The organism is Rhodoferax sp. AJA081-3, assembly GCF_017798165.1.
In the GTDB taxonomy this organism is placed as follows: Bacteria; Pseudomonadota; Gammaproteobacteria; order Burkholderiales; family Burkholderiaceae_C; genus Allorhodoferax.
In genome coordinates, this window is the sequence record NZ_CP059068.1 from 1,706,375 (window position 1) to 1,722,866 (window position 16,492).

Consider the following 16,492-nt stretch of genomic DNA (forward strand, 5'->3'; position numbering starts at 1 on the left):
ACCCCCGGTCAGTTGAGGACAGAGCTACGCTGCGCTGCGGTCTGTCCCGCACGGTCTCAGAAAAGCAAAAAGCGGTAAAAGTTGCGCAACATGCCTGCCGTGGCGCCCCAGATAAACCGCTCGGCCGTCGCATCGGTGTAAGGCATGGACAGCCATTCGCGGCGGGAGCCAGCCCAGTCCACTGCGTGGCGGCGGTGGTTGGCGGGGTCCATCAAAAAATCCAACGGCACCTCAAAGACATCGGCCACCTCGTGCGGATTGGCCGTAACCGAATGGGCGGCATCCACCAGGGCCACGACCGGGGTCACCAGGAAGGCGCTACCCGTGGTGTAGATGGGCAAGGTGCCCAGCACCTGCACAAACCTGCGCTCCAGGCCGATTTCTTCTTCGGCTTCGCGGAGCGCCGTATCAATGGCGTCGGCATCTTCGGGATCGGCCTTGCCGCCCGGAAAGGCGACTTGGCCGGAGTGGCTGGACAAATGGGTGGTGCGTTCGGTGAGTAAGACGGTGAGGCCGCTGTCCCGCATGACCAGGGGCATCAGCACCGATGCGTGCACGGGGGCACGTTGCGAGAAGCGGGGTTCGGCCAGCAACTCGGGCGTCCAGGCATGGGCACTGGCAAAACGCCGCACCAGATCCTGTGCCTGCAGGGCCTGCGCGGGTACCTTGGGCAGTTGGGCGTCAACGCCCACCACCGGCACCTGGCGTGGGTCAAAATTCAGCGGGGGAGATGATGGCGGAGTGGTCATAAAAAAACCGCCACAAGCTTTCGCCGGGCGGTTTGGTGGGAAGCAAGGGCTTGAAAAATTAAGCCGCTGTCTTCTTGGCTGGCAGCTTTTCCTTGATACGTGCCGACTTGCCGCTGCGGTCACGCAGGTAGTACAGCTTGGCACGGCGCACGTCACCACGGCGCTTGACTTCGATGCCGGCGATCAGCGGGCTGTAGGTCTGGAACGTACGCTCAACGCCTTCACCGCTGGAGATCTTGCGAACGATAAAGCCGCTGTTCAGGCCGCGGTTGCGCTTGGCAATCACAACACCTTCGTAGGCCTGCACGCGCTTGCGGCTGCCTTCAACCACGTTGACGCTGACAACAACAGTGTCGCCAGGTGCGAATTCGGGGATGGTCTTGCCGAGACGAGCAATTTCTTCTTGCTCAAGAATTTGGATCAGGTTCATGGTTTTCTTTCGTGATCTTGCGCGCGCCTGCACCGGAGGGTGCGAAGTCAGTGTGTTGAAAACGCACTGCTTTGGCCGTACAGAGGATCTGGTTAGCCTTGCATTATAGCAAGTTCAGCCCTGGGCCTGCAATACCGCCTCGTCCTGACGGCTCAGCAGGCCTGCCGCACGGGCAATCTCCAGCAAATCGGGGCGGTGTTGGGCCGTTAATTTGAGCCGCTGGTCGCGCCGCCAACGTTCGATCTGACCATGGTGCCCGGACAGCAACACATCCGGAACGCCCACACCGGCCCACTCTTCGGGGCGCGTGTAGTGGGGGCAATCCAGCAGGCCATCCAAGGACGGGTTGAAGCTGTCCATATGGTGGCTGTCGGAATCCGACAAGACCCCAGGCTGCAAACGTGCCACGGCGTCCAGCAAGGCAATGGCCGGCACTTCGCCACCCGACAGCACAAAATCGCCCAGGCTGATTTGCTCGTCCACCTGGGTGTCAATAAAGCGCTGGTCTATTCCTTCGTAACGGCCGCAGACCAGGATGGCACCGCTGCTATTGGACCAGCGTTGCACCGCGGCATGGTCCAGGCGTTTGCCTATGGGAGAGAACAATACGACTGGGGCTGCGTCGGTGCGCTGCGACCGGATATGGGCCAGAGACAACTCCAGCGGTTGCGCCATCATCACCATGCCGGGGCCGCCACCAAAAGGGCGGTCATCAACACGGCGGTAGTTGCCAGTTGCGAAGTCGCGGGGGTTGGTGCATTGCACATCCACCTGGCCGGACTCAAAGGCCCGGCGGGTGATGCCTACCGATAAAAACGGGGTGAAGAGTTCAGGGAACAGCGTGATGACGTCGAAGCGCATACGCAGAAACTCAGTAGTCAGCTTGCCAGTCCACGCGAATGCGGCGTGCCTTCAGGTCGACGTCGTCCACGTAGACAGACACAAACGGGATCATGCGCTCGGCGGTCTTTCCGTCTTCTTGGTATTCCATCACCAGCACGGTCTGTGCGCCGGTGGACAACAACTCTTTGACGGTGCCCAAGGCGATGTCTTCCCGGTTGATGACGTCCAATCCGATCAGGTCGACCCAATAATATTCATCCTTGGCAGCCGTGGGGAAGCTGGAGCGTGAGACAAAAATGCGGGAGCCGCGCAAGGCTTCGGCCGCCGTGCGGTCATCCACGCCATGGGCAGTGGCAACAACGGTGTCGGAATGCTCTTTGGCTTCCTTGACGGACAGGGCAGCAACGCCCGTGAACGTCTGCGCACCGCGCTCGGTGGGCAACAGGAACCAACGCTTGGAAGAAAAGAGCGCCTCAGGATCAGCGCTGTAGGGTAAGACTTTGAACCAACCCTTGATGCCCCACGCGTCCGCAATCCGTCCGACTTCAATGGCATCCGCTGGCAATTCAGCAGCTTCGAGTCCGGTGAGCATACGCGTAAGGTGCCGACCAGAGAGCACTAGGCCCTCTTCGCGGCACAGTGGCTTATTAAGCGGCCTTCTTGGCGGCTTGGTTGATCAGGCGTTCCACGGTGGGGGAAGCCTGGGCGCCAACGCCCTTCCAGTAAGTCAGGCGATCCTGCGCAATGCGGATGCTTTCTTCACTGGCAGTAGCAATGGGGTTGTAAAAACCGATACGCTCGATGAAGCGTCCATCACGGCGTGTGCGCTTGTCAGCCACAACGATGTTGAAAAACGGGCGTGCTTTTGCACCGCCACGGGCGAGTCGAATGACGACCATGATTTATCCTTTGGGTGGTGGAAATGATTTCCAACCTTTACATTCAAAGTTGAGACACGCAACTGACCACCCGGCCAGTGACACTCTGAATAGCTCTCCATTATAACCTGTTCCCCATCCATGACCAAGATTCGCCCAAGCCTCGACTCCGACCTCCCCGCGATCACTGCCATTTACACCCACCATGTACTGCATGGAACCGGCACCTTTGAGACCACGCCACCCAGCGAGCAGGACATGGCGTCCCGGCGTGCGGACGTTCTGTCCAAGGGCCTGCCCTACCTGGTCATAGAAACCGCCGACGGAGTGTTGGGTTTTGCCTACTGCAACTGGTTCAAGCCCCGTCCGGCCTACCGTTTTTCAGCCGAAGACTCCATTTACCTGGCCCCAACAGCCGCGGGCAAAGGCCTGGGCCGTCTGCTGCTGGAAGAACTGATGGCACAGGCCGAGCGAGCCGGCGTGCGCAAATTGATCGCGGTGATAGGAGATTCTGCGAACCTGGGCTCCGTAGGCGTGCACAAGGCCTGCGGCTTCCAGCCAGTGGGCGTGCTGGCCAACTGCGGCTGGAAGTTCGACCGCTGGCTGGATGTGGTGCTGATGGACCGCGTCATCGGCCTGGGCAGTACCCAGGCTCCGGCACAATCACAGGCATGAAAAACAAAACCCTGGCCGCTTGGTTGACCTTCGTCGGTGGGCCTTTTGGGCTGCACCGCTTTTATCTTTTTGGCTGGGCCAATCGCCTGGCCTGGCTGCTACCGATACCCACGGTCCTCGGGCTGTACGGCGTGCACCGCGCCCGCACCATGGGTCTTGACGATCCCTTGAGCTGGGTGCTGATTCCCATGTTGGGCTTCACCATTGCGGGATGTGCCATCAACGCCCTGGTCTACGGACTCATGAATACCGACAAGTGGAACGAACGCTTCAACCCCGGATCCGCAGCCGACGCACCGGCAGGTCAAACCAATTGGTTGACCATAGGCGCCTTGGTGGTGTCACTCTTGCTGGGTACCACGGTACTGATGGCCAGCATGGCCTTCAGCTTCCAGCACTTTTTTGAATACCAGGTGGACGAGGCCAAAAAGCTCTCTCAACCGGGCCTGGTTAAAAAATCTGCAGACTGATCCAGTACGCGACCGCAGCCACAAAGGCACTGGCAGGTATGGTGAAAATCCATGCCCACACAATATTGCCAGCGACTCCCCAACGCACCGCACTGGCGCGCTGTGTAGAACCCACACCGACGATCGCACCCGTGATGGTATGGGTTGTTGACACCGGAATACCCAAGGCTGTTGCCAAAAACAGGGTGATGGCACCGCCGGTTTCTGCACAAAACCCACCTACGGGTTTGAGTTTGGTGATGCGTTGGCCCATGGTCTTGACGATGCGCCAACCGCCAAACATGGTGCCTGCCCCTATCGCCGCATAACAGCACAGTACCACCCAGTTGGGCGGAGCGGCATCACCTGCGGCGGTATAACCGGTAGCGATCAACAACATCCAGATGATGCCGATGGTTTTTTGTGCGTCATTACCGCCGTGACCCAGGCTGTAGGCGCCCGCAGACACCAGTTGCAACCGCCTGAACCACTTATCCACTTTGGATGGCCGCGTTCTGCGGAATATCCAGGCAACGGCGACCATCATCAGTGAGCCCAATACAAAGCCCAACAAGGGGGACACAAAAATAAAGGCGACTGTTTTGAGAATCCCGGTGGACACCAGCGCGCCAGCCCCCGCCTTGGCGATCACCGCCCCCACAATGCCGCCAATGAGGGCATGTGAAGAGCTACTGGGAATACCGTAATACCAGGTGATGACATTCCAGGTGATAGCACCCACCAATGCACCAAACACGACGTGGGTGTCCACGATACCCGGCTGCACAATGCCCTTGCCAACCGTGGCCGCCACACTGAGCTGAAAAACCAGTATTGCCACAACATTAAAAAAGGCGGCAAACAATACGGCTTGCCCTGGCTTCAACACACCCGTGGAGACCACGGTTGCAATCGAATTGGCTGCATCATGAAAACCATTCATGAAGTCAAACAGCAATGCCAGAGCCACCAGCATCACGACTACCCACAGGGTCGTTTGTACGATTTCCATAGCGGTGTCTGCGATGCGATCAGGAGTTTTCGAGGATGATGCCCTCGATCACATTGGCCACGTCTTCACACTTGTCGGTAATGGTTTCCAGCAGCTCGTAGATGGCCTTGAGCTTGATGACCTCTCGGACATCGGGCTCTTCTCGGAACAACTTGCTCATGGCGGTGCGCATCACGCGATCGGCATCAGACTCCAAACGGTCGATTTCTTCACAGGTCTTGAGTGCAGCCTCTGCGGTGCTGGGCTCGGCGATATGGGCCAATAATTTGACGGCATCACGCAGACGCTCACAACATTTCACGCTCAAATCCGTCAGACGCGTGATTTCTTCGGTCATGTGCCGCACGTCATACAAGGCCATCGTCTCAGCCGAGTCCTGGATCAGGTCAGCCACATCGTCCATCGTGTTGATCAGCGAGTGGATCTGTTCGCGGTCAATGGGGGTGATGAAAGTAATGTGAATGGCCTTGTTGCACTCATGCGTGACGCGGTCGGCCGCGCGCTCGGCGTCATCCACCTCTTGGTTGTACTTGGCGCGCAAATCCAGGTCACTGTAATTGGCAACCAACTTGGCGAAGGCCTGCGCAGCCTCCACGATGCGGTCCGCGTGCTGGTTGAACATTTCAAAAAAATTGCCCTCACGCGGCAGGAGTTTTCCAAATAGCATCACGGTTCCTTCACCCAAACAACAAAACTTCTTGACGTTTTCAAGACGGCGAAGTTTAACCGCACGGCCCAAAAGGACATTCGCTGGTTAACCCGAGCGGAAAATAAAGTAAACCGCGCCCACCAGGCACAAACCAGCCCATACGTAGTCCAGTTTGAACGGCTCGTTCATGTACACCATCGCAAAGGGCACAAATACGCTAAGCGTGATCACCTCTTGCAGGATCTTGAGCTGCGCCAGGGTGAACCCGGCCTGCTGAAAACCGATGCGGTTGCCGGGCACCTGCAACAGGTACTCAAAAAGCGCAATGCCCCAACTTGCCAACGCGGCGAAATACCAGGGTGACGTTGCCATGTTCTTCAAATGCCCGTACCAGGCGAAGGTCATGAAAACGTTACTCGCAATCAGCAGGAGTACGGTCTGAACAGAAAAGGGGAGTGTCAGGTGCAGATTCATGGCGGGCATTATCTGTCCCCAACGAAAAAACCCCGTGGCCTGAACCACGGGGTTTTTAGAAGTCAATGCTAGCGAATGCAGGCTTTAGACAGCGACGCCATCTTTCACAGTGGCCGCGGACTCGGTGTAGTCGTCAATCTTGTCAAAGCTCAAATACTGGTACACCTTGTCGCTTGCCGCGGTGAGCACACCCATATCGGCCAGGTACTCTTCCTTGGTCGGAATACGACCCAGCTTGGAGCAGATGGCCGCCAGTTCGGCAGAACCCAGGTACACATTGCTGTTTTTGCCCAGGCGGTTGGGGAAGTTGCGGGTGGAGGTGGAGAACACGGTTGCGCCCTCCTTCACCTGCGCCTGGTTACCCATACACAGGCTGCAGCCCGGCATTTCCATACGCGCACCGGCGCTGCCCAGCACACCGTAGTGGCCTTCGTCGCTCAGTTGTTTGGCGTCCATCTTGGTCGGTGGGGCGACCCACAGCTTGACCGGGATGTCGCGCTTGTTTTCCAACAGCTTGGACGCTGCGCGGAAGTGGCCGATGTTGGTCATGCAGGAGCCGATGAACACCTCGTCGATCTTGGCGCCCGCCACGTCGGCCAATGTCTTGACATCATCTGGATCGTTGGGGCAGGCCACGATGGGTTCGTGGATATCGGCCAGGTCAATTTCAATAACCGCTGCGTAGTCCGCATCCGCGTCGCCCTTGAGCAATTCGGGGTTTTTCAACCAGGCTTCTTGCGCGGCAATACGGCGGGCCAGTGTGCGGGCATCGGAATAACCATTGGCAATCATCCACTTCATCATGGTGATGTTGCTGTTGACGTATTCGATGATGGGCTCTTTGTTCAGGTGCACGGTGCAACCGGCAGCAGAGCGCTCGGCCGATGCATCGGACAACTCAAACGCCTGTTCCACTTTCAGGTCTGGCAGACCTTCGATTTCGAGAATGCGGCCCGAGAAGATGTTCTTCTTGCCCTTCTTCTCGACGGTGAGCAGACCGGCCTTGATGGCGTACAGCGGGATCGCGTTGACCAGGTCACGCAGGGTCACGCCGTTTTGCATCTTGCCCTTGAAACGCACCAAGACAGACTCAGGCATGTCCAGGGGCATCACACCCGTAGCAGCCGCAAACGCCACCAGGCCGGAGCCCGCAGGGAAGCTGATACCAATGGGGAAACGGGTGTGGCTGTCACCGCCGGTGCCCACCGTATCAGGCAACAGCAGACGGTTCAACCAGCTGTGGATCACGCCGTCGCCAGGGCGCAGCGAGATACCGCCGCGGGTGCTGATGAAGTCGGGCAACTCGTGGTGCATCTTCACGTCCACGGGCTTGGGGTACGCTGCCGTGTGGCAGAAGGATTGCATCACCAGATCAGCGCTGAAGCCCAGGCAGGCCAGGTCTTTCAGCTCGTCGCGGGTCATGGGGCCGGTGGTGTCTTGCGAACCAACCGAGGTCATCTTGGGTTCGCAATAGGTACCAGGGCGCACGCCTTGGCCTTCGGGCAGACCACAAGCACGTCCGACCATCTTCTGCGCCAGGCTGAAACCTTTCTTGGTATCCACCGGGTTCTGCGGCAGGCGGAACAATGTGGAGGGCTTCAAGCCCAGGGCTTCGCGTGCCTTGGCAGTCAGTCCACGGCCGATGATCAGGGGGATACGGCCACCGGCGCGTACTTCGTCAAACAACACATCACTCTTGACCTGGAAGGATGCGATTTCCTTGCCTTCCTTGAAGGCCTTGCCGTCGTAGGGGCGCAACTCGACCACGTCACCCATGTTCATGGAATTCACATCCAGTTCGATGGGCAGAGCGCCTGCATCTTCCATGGTGTTGTAGAAGATAGGGGCAATCTTGGTACCCAAGCAGACGCCGCCAAAGCGCTTGTTCGGCACATAGGGGATGTCTTCACCAGTGAACCACAACACGGAGTTGGTGGCGGACTTGCGGCTGGAGCCGGTACCCACCACGTCACCCACATAAGCCACCAGGTTGCCACGCGCGCGCAGGTCTTCGATGAACTTGATGGGGCCGCGTTTGCCGTCTTCTTCGGGCGTGATGCCGTCGCGCTTGTTCTTCAACATAGCCAAGGCGTGCAGCGGGATATCGGGGCGGCTCCAGGCATCGGGCGCGGGCGACAGGTCGTCGGTATTGGTCTCGCCGGTCACTTTGAGGATGGTGACGGTGATGGACTGGGGTACTTCGGGGCGGCTGGTGAACCACTCGGCATCGGCCCAGCTTTGCAAAACCGCCTTGGCAAAAGTGTTGCCCTTGTCGGCCTTTTCCTTGACGTCATGGAACTGGTCGAACATCAGCAGGGTTTTCTTCAGGCCTTCAGCGGCCTCGGCAGCCACGGCTGCATCGTCCAGCAAATCGACCATGGGGCTGATGTTGTAGCCGCCCAGCATGGTGCCCAGCAGTTCGGTAGCGCGGGCGCGGGAGATCAGGGCACACTTTTCAGTGCCATGGGCCACAGCGGCCAAGTAGCTGGCCTTGACCTTGGCGGCATCGTCCACACCGGCGGGCACGCGGTGGGTGATCAGGTCTACCAGAAAGGCTTCTTCGCCTGCAGGTGGCGCCTTCAACAACTCAATCAGTTCACCGGTTTGCTTGGCAGACAAGGGCAGCGGCGGGATACCCAGGGCGGCACGTTCGGCCACATGGTCACGGTAGGCTTTCAACATCGTATTTACTCCTTCTTATGCAACACAAATTACTCGCCAGCCCCCGTCAAAAGGGACTGGACTGCTATCTATTTTGATTTTTTCTTGGCCTTGGCCTTGGGTGGTGGCTCGGGGTTGGGAACCAGCTCCTGCACGGCTCCACCGGCACCAATGGGCACCAAAGCGTCCTTGGGAGCGTCCAGCAAACCAGGCTGCGGGTTGCGCTCCAGCGCTTGGGCCACCAGCAACTGGTCGGGGTTCATACATTCGTCCGCCAGGCGTTTGCCTTCTTTCTGGTTCATCAACATGGACTTGTTGCCCAGCTGTATCCACACCGCGCCGCTGGATTCTTCTTCCAGGCGCACGGCTCCGGTGCTGGTCACCACGGGCAGCATGGTGTAACGTTTGTTACCCATATCCAGAAAGAAGCGCCCTGGCGAATGCTCGTCATGCGTCATCAGCACCACCGAACCCAATTCGCAGTTGATTTTGCCGACCAGCACCTTTTCGGCGATCCCCATTTGCTCGGGCGACAACACCACAGGCGTCATGGCTACTTGTTCTGCCGCCAGCGCACGCGCGGCACCCCTTGCGGGGGTATGGGTGGCTTTGGCAGCCGCCTTGGCGGTGGGTTTATCGGCCGCAACCGCCGGAAAAGCCATGGCCAGTGCCAACAACAGCAGGCCGGGTGTGAATTTATTCGTCATGGAAAGTTGTGTCCTCGTTTTTATATTAGTGAACCCGAGACGGGAAATACTGGCGCATCGGCTCAGGAACGGTGCATCCGGTTTGGTGGGCCCGCTCCAGCACCTGCCAAAAATACCGAAAACTTGCGCGGTCGTGTAATTTGCCATCGACCGCGATGGGAGCCCAATCCGCCGCAATGGCCTGCTCGACGATGCGTGCAGCCAAGTCAATCTCAGCCTCTGACGGCGTAAAGGCCCGCAGGATGGGGCGGATTTGGGATGGGTGGATGCTCCACATCCGCGTGTAACCAAAGGACATGGCTGCAATCTGTGCGGAGCGTTCAATCACACTGGTATCACGCAGCTCCGTCACCACACAGTGGGATGGAACCTTGCCCGACGCATGGCAGGCGCTGGCGATATCCAGCTTGGCCCGTACGACCAAGGGGTGGTGGAATTGGTCCAGCGTGACTGCATCGTCTGCAGCACGCACACCCATGGCCGTGTGGGGGATGGCGCCGGCGTGGGCCGATACAAAATCCATCAGGCCAAAACTGATGGACTGGACCCGGGGATGGGCCGCAATCTCAAACGCCCTGTGCGCGGCCGCTGGGGATTCGATCAACACATGCAGTGGTACATCGCCGTCCCGCTGGCCGGGCCGCACGGCAGCGTCGATGGCGGCAACGGCAGTCTGCACATCGGCCAGTGACTCCACCTTGGGAACCATGATGTAACTCAGGGATTGGGCTGCACCGCCCATAACGATGTCCACATCCGCCGCAAAAGCTGGGTGGTCCACCGCGTGCAGGCGGGCGCCAATGCGACGCTTCAGCTTACTTGCTACCAAATCAGGAGCGGCATGTGCAGCATTGGCGAGGGCTACGACCAGATTTGCCTGATCACGCTCACCGCCAACGGGCGCTCCGTCTTCGCAGTCCAGTGTCACGTCAAACACGCAGACACCGAACTCTTGTGCCATCTCCGCCTGCAGCTGCAGGCTTTTGACCATCCGCGCTTCGACACCGCTGTAGTGGTCGCAAACAGGCAATATGCCTGCCGCGCCCTGGGCGCCCAAGAGTACGTCGCGGGGGTGTTGAGCCCCCACGCTTGCCATTCCATGTGCTGCGCTGCCCCCCAAGGGGGCTGTGCTTGCTTGGGGCGGCCCAGCGCTGCGCACGGTCACTTTCGCTTATTACAGCAGGTGGGCGACGCCAGCTTGCTCGTCTTGCAGTTCTTTCAGCGTGACGTTGATACGCTCTTGCGAGAACGCGTCCACTTCCAGGCCTTCCACCAGCTTGTATTCGCCGCCTTCGCAGGTCACGGCAAAGCCAAACATGGTGTCCTTGGGGATGCCGTACTGGCCATCCGATGGGATACCCATGGTGACCCACTTGCCATTGGTGCCCAGCGCCCAGTCGCGCATGTGGTCGATGGCCGCGTTGGCAGCGGACGCGGCGGAGGACACGCCACGGGCGGCGATGATGGCCGCGCCGCGCTTGCCTACGGTGGGCAGGAAGGTATCTTTGTTCCAGACTTCGTCGTTGATCATGGCCTTGACGCTTTCACCATTGATGGTGGCGAAGCGGTAGTCGGCGTACATGGTGGGCGAGTGGTTGCCCCACACGGTCATCTTCTCAATGTCGGCCACGGCCTTGCCGGTCTTGGCGGCGATCTGGCTCAGGGCACGGTTGTGGTCCAGGCGCAGCATGGCGGTGAAGTTCTTGCGTGGCAGATCAGGCGCGCTCTTCATGGCGATGTAGGCATTGGTGTTGGCGGGGTTGCCGACCACCAGCACCTTGACATTGCGGCTGGCCACAGCGTTCAGGGCCTTGCCCTGCGCGGTGAAGATTTCTGCGTTGACGGCCAGCAGTTCGGCACGCTCCATGCCAGGGCCACGGGGGCGCGAACCGATCAGCAGTGCGTAGTCCACATCCTTGAAAGCAGCCAGCGGATCGCTGTGCGCTTCAATACCCACCAGCAGCGGGAATGCGCAGTCTTGCAGTTCCATGATCACGCCCTGCAGGGCTTGCTGGGCTTTTTCAACCGGCACTTCCAGCAGGCTCAACACCACGGGCTGGTCTTTGCCCAACATTTCGCCAGAGGCGATGCGGAACAGAATGGCGTATCCAATTTGACCGGCTGCTCCGGTGACGGCAACGCGAACGGGCTTTTTGCTCATGGTGATAACTCCAGGAAGTGTTGTAAAAACGGCGACTGTTCGTGGACCCAAGCAAAAGGGCTGAATCCTTCAGAATGTCTCAGAGTTTACCCTTGAAATAGTCACAAAGTCAATTTGTCTTATGTCTTATATAAGATATGATTGCACATGATTTCGAGACTGACTCCAAGCTGACTTACAGAAGCCCACGCATGTCCGCAACGTCCACACTGCAGAGTACCAATATGTCCGCCGGCGAACCCGAGACCGGCGGTGTGGCCCTGTCTGCACCCGCCACGCCAGCGTTCAGCCCCCTGTACCAGCAGATCAAGGTTTTGATACTGCAAAGCCTGCAAGCTGGCGAATGGAAACCCAGCACGGCCATACCCAGCGAGATCGAACTGGCCGGTCGTTTCAAGGTCAGCCAGGGGACCGTGCGCAAAGCCATCGACGAGTTGGCTGCTGAGAACCTGCTGGTGCGCCGCCAGGGCAAGGGTACGTTTGTAGCCACCCACGCCGAACGCCAGATACAGTACCGCTTCCTCAAGCTGATTCCCGACAACGGTGATCCGAACAGCGAGGGCCCGGCCCAGCGCCACATCATCGATTGCAAGCGCACGCGGGCCTCGGTAGAGGTGGCCAAGGCGCTGGCCATTCGCACCGGCGACGCCGTGCTGCAGGTGCGCCGCGTACTGTCCTTTGCCAACATTCCCACCATTCTGGAAGACCTGTGGCTGCCTGCTGCGCCGTTTAAAGGCTTGACGGCTGAGCGGCTGCGGGACTACAACGGCCCCATGTACGCGTTGTTCGAAACCGAATTTGATGTGCGCATGGTGCGCGCCGAAGAAAAAATCCGCGCAGTTCTACCCGACGCCGAGCAATGTGAACTACTCAAAACCGATGCAAAAACACCGCTACTGAGCGTGGAGCGTATTGCCTACACCTACAACGACGCCCCCATGGAGATGCGCCGGGGCTTGTACCTGACCAGCAAACATTACTATCGAAATGCGTTAAATTGAACAGGTTGTTGCTGCAAGTCCGGCGTCAGCCTGCTGCAGTGCAATAGAATTTTGGTCCGTCACGGCAATAATTACATACGGTTACCTACACAGAAAGCCCCTCCATGTCTGAGCTCCCCTCATCCACCCGGGCCAAGCGGCCCGAGTTCCGCAACATCAACGCCTTCAAAGACTTGCCAACGTATCGCATGACCGTGGCAGCCATCGTGTCCATCTTGCACCGTGGCAGCGGGTTGTTCATGTTTTTGTTGATGCCCTTCATCATCTGGATGTTTGACACATCCGTCAGCTCCGAATATTCGTTTGCGCGGTTTACCTCCGCGTTCAACCACGGTATTGGTTTTGTTCCCGGTTTCATCGTCAAGCTGGCAGCCCTGTTGCTGATCTGGTCCTACCTGCACCATTTCTTTGCCGGTTTGCGCCACATCCGCATGGACCTGTTCCACACGGTCAGCAAAGAAGCGGGCCGCTCGACCGCCCAATGGACCTTGGTGCTGAGCCTGGGCCTGACCGTCGTTTTCGGCGCCAAGCTGTTCGGTCTGTACTGATCGCAACATCCCGCCGCTTCTGCATACGATTTTTAAAACCAGGAACTGAACATGTCTGTTAACTATGGATCCAAGCGCGTTGTTGTCGGCGCGCACTATGGTCTGCGCGACTGGCTGGCCCAGCGCGTCACCGGCCTGCTGATGGCTCTCTTCACACTGATCGTGTTGGGCCAAGTCCTCTTGAGCAAAGGCCCTATGGGCTACGACAAATGGGCCGGCATCTTCTCCACGCAGTGGATGAAGACCCTGACCTTCTGCGTCATCATCTCCCTGCTGTACCACGCCTGGGTGGGCATGCGCGAAATCTTCATGGATTACATCCAGCCCGTTTATGTGCGGCTGGCACTCCAAGTGTTCTCCATTGTCTGGCTTGTTGCCTGCGCAGGCTGGGCCATCCAGGTCCTGTGGCGCCTTTGATTCCACCGAACAATAGAGATTGAACCCATGACCTACTCCCCTGTAACTCGAAAATTTGACGTCGTTATCGTCGGCGCCGGCGGCTCCGGCATGCGCGCATCGCTGCAACTGGCACGTGCCGGTTTGAATGTGGCGGTGTTGTCCAAAGTATTCCCCACCCGTTCACACACCGTGGCTGCCCAAGGCGGCATTGGTGCATCGCTGGGCAATATGAACGACGACAACTGGCACTACCACTTCTACGACACCGTCAAAGGTTCGGACTGGCTGGGCGACCAGGACGCCATCGAATTCATGTGCCGCGAAGCCCCCAAGGTCGTGTATGACCTGGAACACATGGGCATGCCGTTTGACCGCAACCCCGACGGCACGATTTACCAGCGTCCGTTTGGTGGCCACACCGCCAACTACGGTGAAAAGGCTGTTGAACGCGCCTGCGCCGCGGCCGACCGCACCGGACACGCCATGCTGCATACGCTGTACCAACAGAACGTTGCAGCCAAAACCAGCTTCTTCGTGGAGTGGATGGCACTGGACCTGATTCGCGACGCCGAAGGCGATGTGGTGGGCGTCACTGCCCTGGAAATGGAAACCGGCGATCTGCATGTGTTGCACGCCAAGACCGTACTGCTGGCCACCGGCGGCGCGGGACGTATTTTTGCGGCCTCCACCAATGCCTTCATCAACACCGGCGACGGCCTGGGCATGGCGGCGCGCGCCGGCATCCCTTTGCAAGACATGGAGTTCTGGCAATTCCACCCAACCGGCGTAGCCGGCGCTGGTGTGCTGCTGACCGAAGGCTGCCGCGGCGAGGGCGCAATTCTGCTGAACAGCAATGGCGAACGCTTCATGGAGCGTTATGCACCCACGCTGAAAGACTTGGCACCACGCGATTTCGTGTCCCGCTCCATGGACCAGGAAATCAAGGAAGGCCGTGGCTGCGGTCCCAACAAAGACTACGTGCTGCTGAAGCTCGACCACCTGGGAGCCGAGACCATCCACAAGCGCCTGCCGTCGGTGTACGAGATTGGCGTCAATTTCGCAAACGTGGATATCACCCGCGAACCCATCCCCGTGGTACCCACGATCCACTACCAGATGGGTGGCATCCCCACCAACATCAACGGCCAGGTTGTCACGCCCAAGGGTGATGTGCACAACGCCGTGGTGAATGGCCTCTACGCGGTCGGTGAATGCTCTTGTGTCAGCGTGCACGGCGCCAACCGCCTGGGCACCAATTCGCTGCTGGACCTGCTGGTGTTTGGCCGCGCGGCGGGCAACCACATCGTCGACTTTGCAAGCAAGACCAAGGCGCACAAGCCGCTGCCCAAGGACGCGGCAGACCGCACGTTGGAACGCCTGGCACGCCTGGACAATTCCACGACGGGTGAATACGCACAAAACGTGGCCGACGACCTGCGCGCCAGCATGCAGTTGCACGCCGGTGTGTTCCGGACGCAAAAGAGCATGGACGAAGGCGTGGTCAAGATTGCCGAGCTGCGCAAGCGCGTCGACGCCATCACGCTGAAGGACAAGTCCAAAGTCTTCAACACTGCACGTATCGAAGCGCTGGAAGTGGACAACCTGATCGAAGCCGCACAGGCCACCATCGTGTCCGCTGCCGCCCGCCACGAAAGCCGCGGTGCCCACACCGTGGACGACTACAGCGACAGCCCCGAACACCCCAACGGCCGCAACGACGTTGAATGGCACAAACACACGCTGTGGCACAGCGAGAGCAATTCGCTGACCTATAAGCCCGTGCAAATGAAACCGCTGACGGTTGATTCCGTGCCCTTAAAAGTCCGCACCTTCTAAAGCGAGAAACAGAACATGACCAAACGCACTTTCTCCATCTACCGCTACGATCCAGACAAGGACGCCAAGCCTTATATGCAGGACATCGAGGTCGAACTCGACGGCCACGAACGCATGTTGCTTGACGCTTTGATGAAGCTCAAGGCCGTGGACCCCACCATCTCTTTCCGCCGCTCGTGCCGTGAAGGTGTGTGTGGTTCGGACGCCATGAACATCAACGGCAAGAATGGTCTGGCCTGCCTGACCAATATGCTGACACTGCCCGGCAAAATTGTGTTGAAGCCCCTGCCCGGCCTGCCCGTGATCCGCGATCTGATCGTGGACATGACACAGTTCTTCAAGCAGTACAACTCGATCAAGCCCTATTTGATCAACGACACCGTTCCGCCCGAGAAAGAACGCCTGCAGAGCCCCGAAGAGCGCGAAGAGCTCAACGGCCTGTACGAATGTATTCTGTGCGCGAGCTGCTCCACGAGCTGCCCCAGCTTCTGGTGGAACCCGGACAAGTTTGTAGGCCCCGCCGGTTTGCTGCAGGCCTACCGCTTCCTGGCCGACAGCCGCGACCAGGCCACTGGTGAACGCCTGGACAACCTGGAAGACCCCTACCGCCTGTTCCGCTGCCACACCATCATGAACTGTGTGGATGTGTGCCCCAAGGGACTCAACCCCACCAAGGCGATTGGCAAGATCAAGGAAATGATGGTGATGCGTACTGTCTGATGAGCATGCCACACGTTGAAGACGAGCTGCTGGATGAACGGGCCCTGAGCAAGCTGCGGTGGCGCTGCCGCCGCGGGTTGCTGGAGAACGATTTATTCATCGAGCGGTTCTTTAAAAGCTTCAGCGCGTCGCTGACCGTACGCCAGGGCCACGCATTGGGCCTGTTGATGGATTTGAGCGACAACGACTTGCTGGACGTGCAATTGGCACGTAAATCGTTGGCACAGGTATCAGAGACATTAGACCGCGAAGACGGTGTGCACGAAGTTTTGAGTATGTTGAGAAAAAACTGTTGAAAGG

General features: G+C 58.8%; 20 protein-coding genes. 8 read left to right on the top strand and 12 right to left on the bottom strand.

Translation table 11 applies throughout. The features are described from left to right. Positions 1-56: 56 nt before the first annotated feature. The 5 genes from HZ993_RS07905 to rpsP form a co-directional block, all read right to left on the bottom strand. A complete protein-coding gene (locus HZ993_RS07905) occupies positions 57-749 on the bottom strand; it encodes a CoA pyrophosphatase (protein ID WP_209396777.1) in 693 nt (230 codons plus the stop codon). A gap of 58 nt (positions 750-807) precedes the next feature. Continuing rightward, on the bottom strand, positions 808-1,179 hold the full coding sequence (gene rplS / locus HZ993_RS07910; protein ID WP_209396779.1) for a 50S ribosomal protein L19: 372 nt from the start codon (positions 1,177-1,179) through the stop codon (positions 808-810). 114 nt (positions 1,180-1,293) lie between these two features. Next, entirely contained in the window at positions 1,294-2,040 is a 747-nt protein-coding gene (trmD, locus tag HZ993_RS07915) for a tRNA (guanosine(37)-N1)-methyltransferase TrmD (protein WP_209396781.1), read from the bottom strand. Between the two features lie 10 nt (positions 2,041-2,050). Next, positions 2,051-2,614, bottom strand: coding sequence for a ribosome maturation factor RimM (rimM, locus tag HZ993_RS07920; RefSeq protein ID WP_209396790.1), 564 nt, complete (start codon positions 2,612-2,614; stop codon positions 2,051-2,053). 55 nt (positions 2,615-2,669) lie between these two features. Continuing rightward, the gene (rpsP, locus tag HZ993_RS07925; RefSeq protein ID WP_209396792.1) at positions 2,670-2,921 is read right to left on the bottom strand and encodes a 30S ribosomal protein S16; all 252 of its coding nucleotides are present in this window, start codon (positions 2,919-2,921) and stop codon (positions 2,670-2,672) included. Between the two features lie 120 nt (positions 2,922-3,041). Between rpsP and HZ993_RS07930 the strand changes: the two genes are divergently transcribed. Together HZ993_RS07930 and HZ993_RS07935 are read left to right on the top strand one after the other, a co-directional pair. Next, complete coding sequence (locus HZ993_RS07930) at positions 3,042-3,575, top strand: GNAT family N-acetyltransferase (protein WP_209396794.1); 534 nt, start codon at positions 3,042-3,044, stop codon at positions 3,573-3,575. Continuing rightward, the gene (locus tag HZ993_RS07935) at positions 3,572-4,045 is read left to right on the top strand and encodes a TM2 domain-containing protein (protein WP_209396796.1); all 474 of its coding nucleotides are present in this window, start codon (positions 3,572-3,574) and stop codon (positions 4,043-4,045) included. The genes HZ993_RS07930 and HZ993_RS07935 overlap by 4 nt, the downstream gene beginning before the upstream one ends. Here the strand turns inward: HZ993_RS07935 and HZ993_RS07940 are convergent. The 7 genes from HZ993_RS07940 to HZ993_RS07970 form a co-directional block, all read right to left on the bottom strand. Next, positions 4,026-5,036 carry an inorganic phosphate transporter gene (locus tag HZ993_RS07940; RefSeq protein WP_209396798.1) on the bottom strand — a complete coding sequence of 337 codons (1,011 nt, stop codon included), beginning with the start codon at positions 5,034-5,036 and terminating at the stop codon, positions 4,026-4,028. The two genes, HZ993_RS07935 and HZ993_RS07940, sit on opposite strands and share 20 nt — an antisense overlap. Positions 5,037-5,055: 19 nt before the next feature. Continuing rightward, entirely contained in the window at positions 5,056-5,703 is a 648-nt protein-coding gene (locus HZ993_RS07945) for a DUF47 domain-containing protein (protein ID WP_209396800.1), read from the bottom strand. An 87-nt stretch (positions 5,704-5,790) separates the two neighbouring features. Further along, positions 5,791-6,159, bottom strand: coding sequence for a DMT family protein (locus tag HZ993_RS07950; protein ID WP_209396802.1), 369 nt, complete (start codon positions 6,157-6,159; stop codon positions 5,791-5,793). An 84-nt stretch (positions 6,160-6,243) separates the two neighbouring features. Then, a complete protein-coding gene (acnB, locus tag HZ993_RS07955) occupies positions 6,244-8,841 on the bottom strand; it encodes a bifunctional aconitate hydratase 2/2-methylisocitrate dehydratase (RefSeq protein WP_209396804.1) in 2,598 nt (865 codons plus the stop codon). 68 nt (positions 8,842-8,909) lie between these two features. After that, complete coding sequence (locus HZ993_RS07960) at positions 8,910-9,527, bottom strand: hypothetical protein (RefSeq protein WP_209396806.1); 618 nt, start codon at positions 9,525-9,527, stop codon at positions 8,910-8,912. A 25-nt stretch (positions 9,528-9,552) separates the two neighbouring features. After that, entirely contained in the window at positions 9,553-10,623 is a 1,071-nt protein-coding gene (locus HZ993_RS07965; RefSeq protein WP_209396808.1) for a CoA ester lyase, read from the bottom strand. Positions 10,624-10,701: 78 nt separating this feature from the next. Next, positions 10,702-11,688 (bottom strand): malate dehydrogenase, encoded by a 987-nt coding sequence (locus tag HZ993_RS07970; protein ID WP_209396810.1) that lies wholly within the window; start codon positions 11,686-11,688, stop codon positions 10,702-10,704. Positions 11,689-11,912: 224 nt separating this feature from the next. On the opposite strand from HZ993_RS07970, the gene HZ993_RS07975 reads away from it, so the two are divergent. From HZ993_RS07975 to HZ993_RS08000, 6 genes are all read left to right on the top strand, one after another. Beyond that, positions 11,913-12,689, top strand: a complete 777-nt coding sequence (locus HZ993_RS07975; protein WP_245213968.1) for a GntR family transcriptional regulator — start codon at positions 11,913-11,915, stop codon at positions 12,687-12,689. 104 nt (positions 12,690-12,793) lie between these two features. Further along, on the top strand, positions 12,794-13,237 hold the full coding sequence (sdhC, locus tag HZ993_RS07980; protein ID WP_209396814.1) for a succinate dehydrogenase, cytochrome b556 subunit: 444 nt from the start codon (positions 12,794-12,796) through the stop codon (positions 13,235-13,237). A 51-nt stretch (positions 13,238-13,288) separates the two neighbouring features. Beyond that, positions 13,289-13,654 carry a succinate dehydrogenase, hydrophobic membrane anchor protein gene (gene sdhD / locus HZ993_RS07985; RefSeq protein ID WP_209396816.1) on the top strand — a complete coding sequence of 122 codons (366 nt, stop codon included), beginning with the start codon at positions 13,289-13,291 and terminating at the stop codon, positions 13,652-13,654. Between the two features lie 27 nt (positions 13,655-13,681). Beyond that, positions 13,682-15,472 (top strand): succinate dehydrogenase flavoprotein subunit, encoded by a 1,791-nt coding sequence (gene sdhA / locus HZ993_RS07990; protein WP_209396818.1) that lies wholly within the window; start codon positions 13,682-13,684, stop codon positions 15,470-15,472. Between the two features lie 15 nt (positions 15,473-15,487). Next, positions 15,488-16,192: a succinate dehydrogenase iron-sulfur subunit gene (locus HZ993_RS07995; protein WP_209396820.1), complete on the top strand. Its 705-nt coding sequence runs from the start codon at positions 15,488-15,490 to the stop codon at positions 16,190-16,192. Positions 16,193-16,197: 5 nt separating this feature from the next. After that, complete coding sequence (locus HZ993_RS08000) at positions 16,198-16,488, top strand: succinate dehydrogenase assembly factor 2 (RefSeq protein WP_371816972.1); 291 nt, start codon at positions 16,198-16,200, stop codon at positions 16,486-16,488. Positions 16,489-16,492 lie beyond the last annotated feature (4 nt).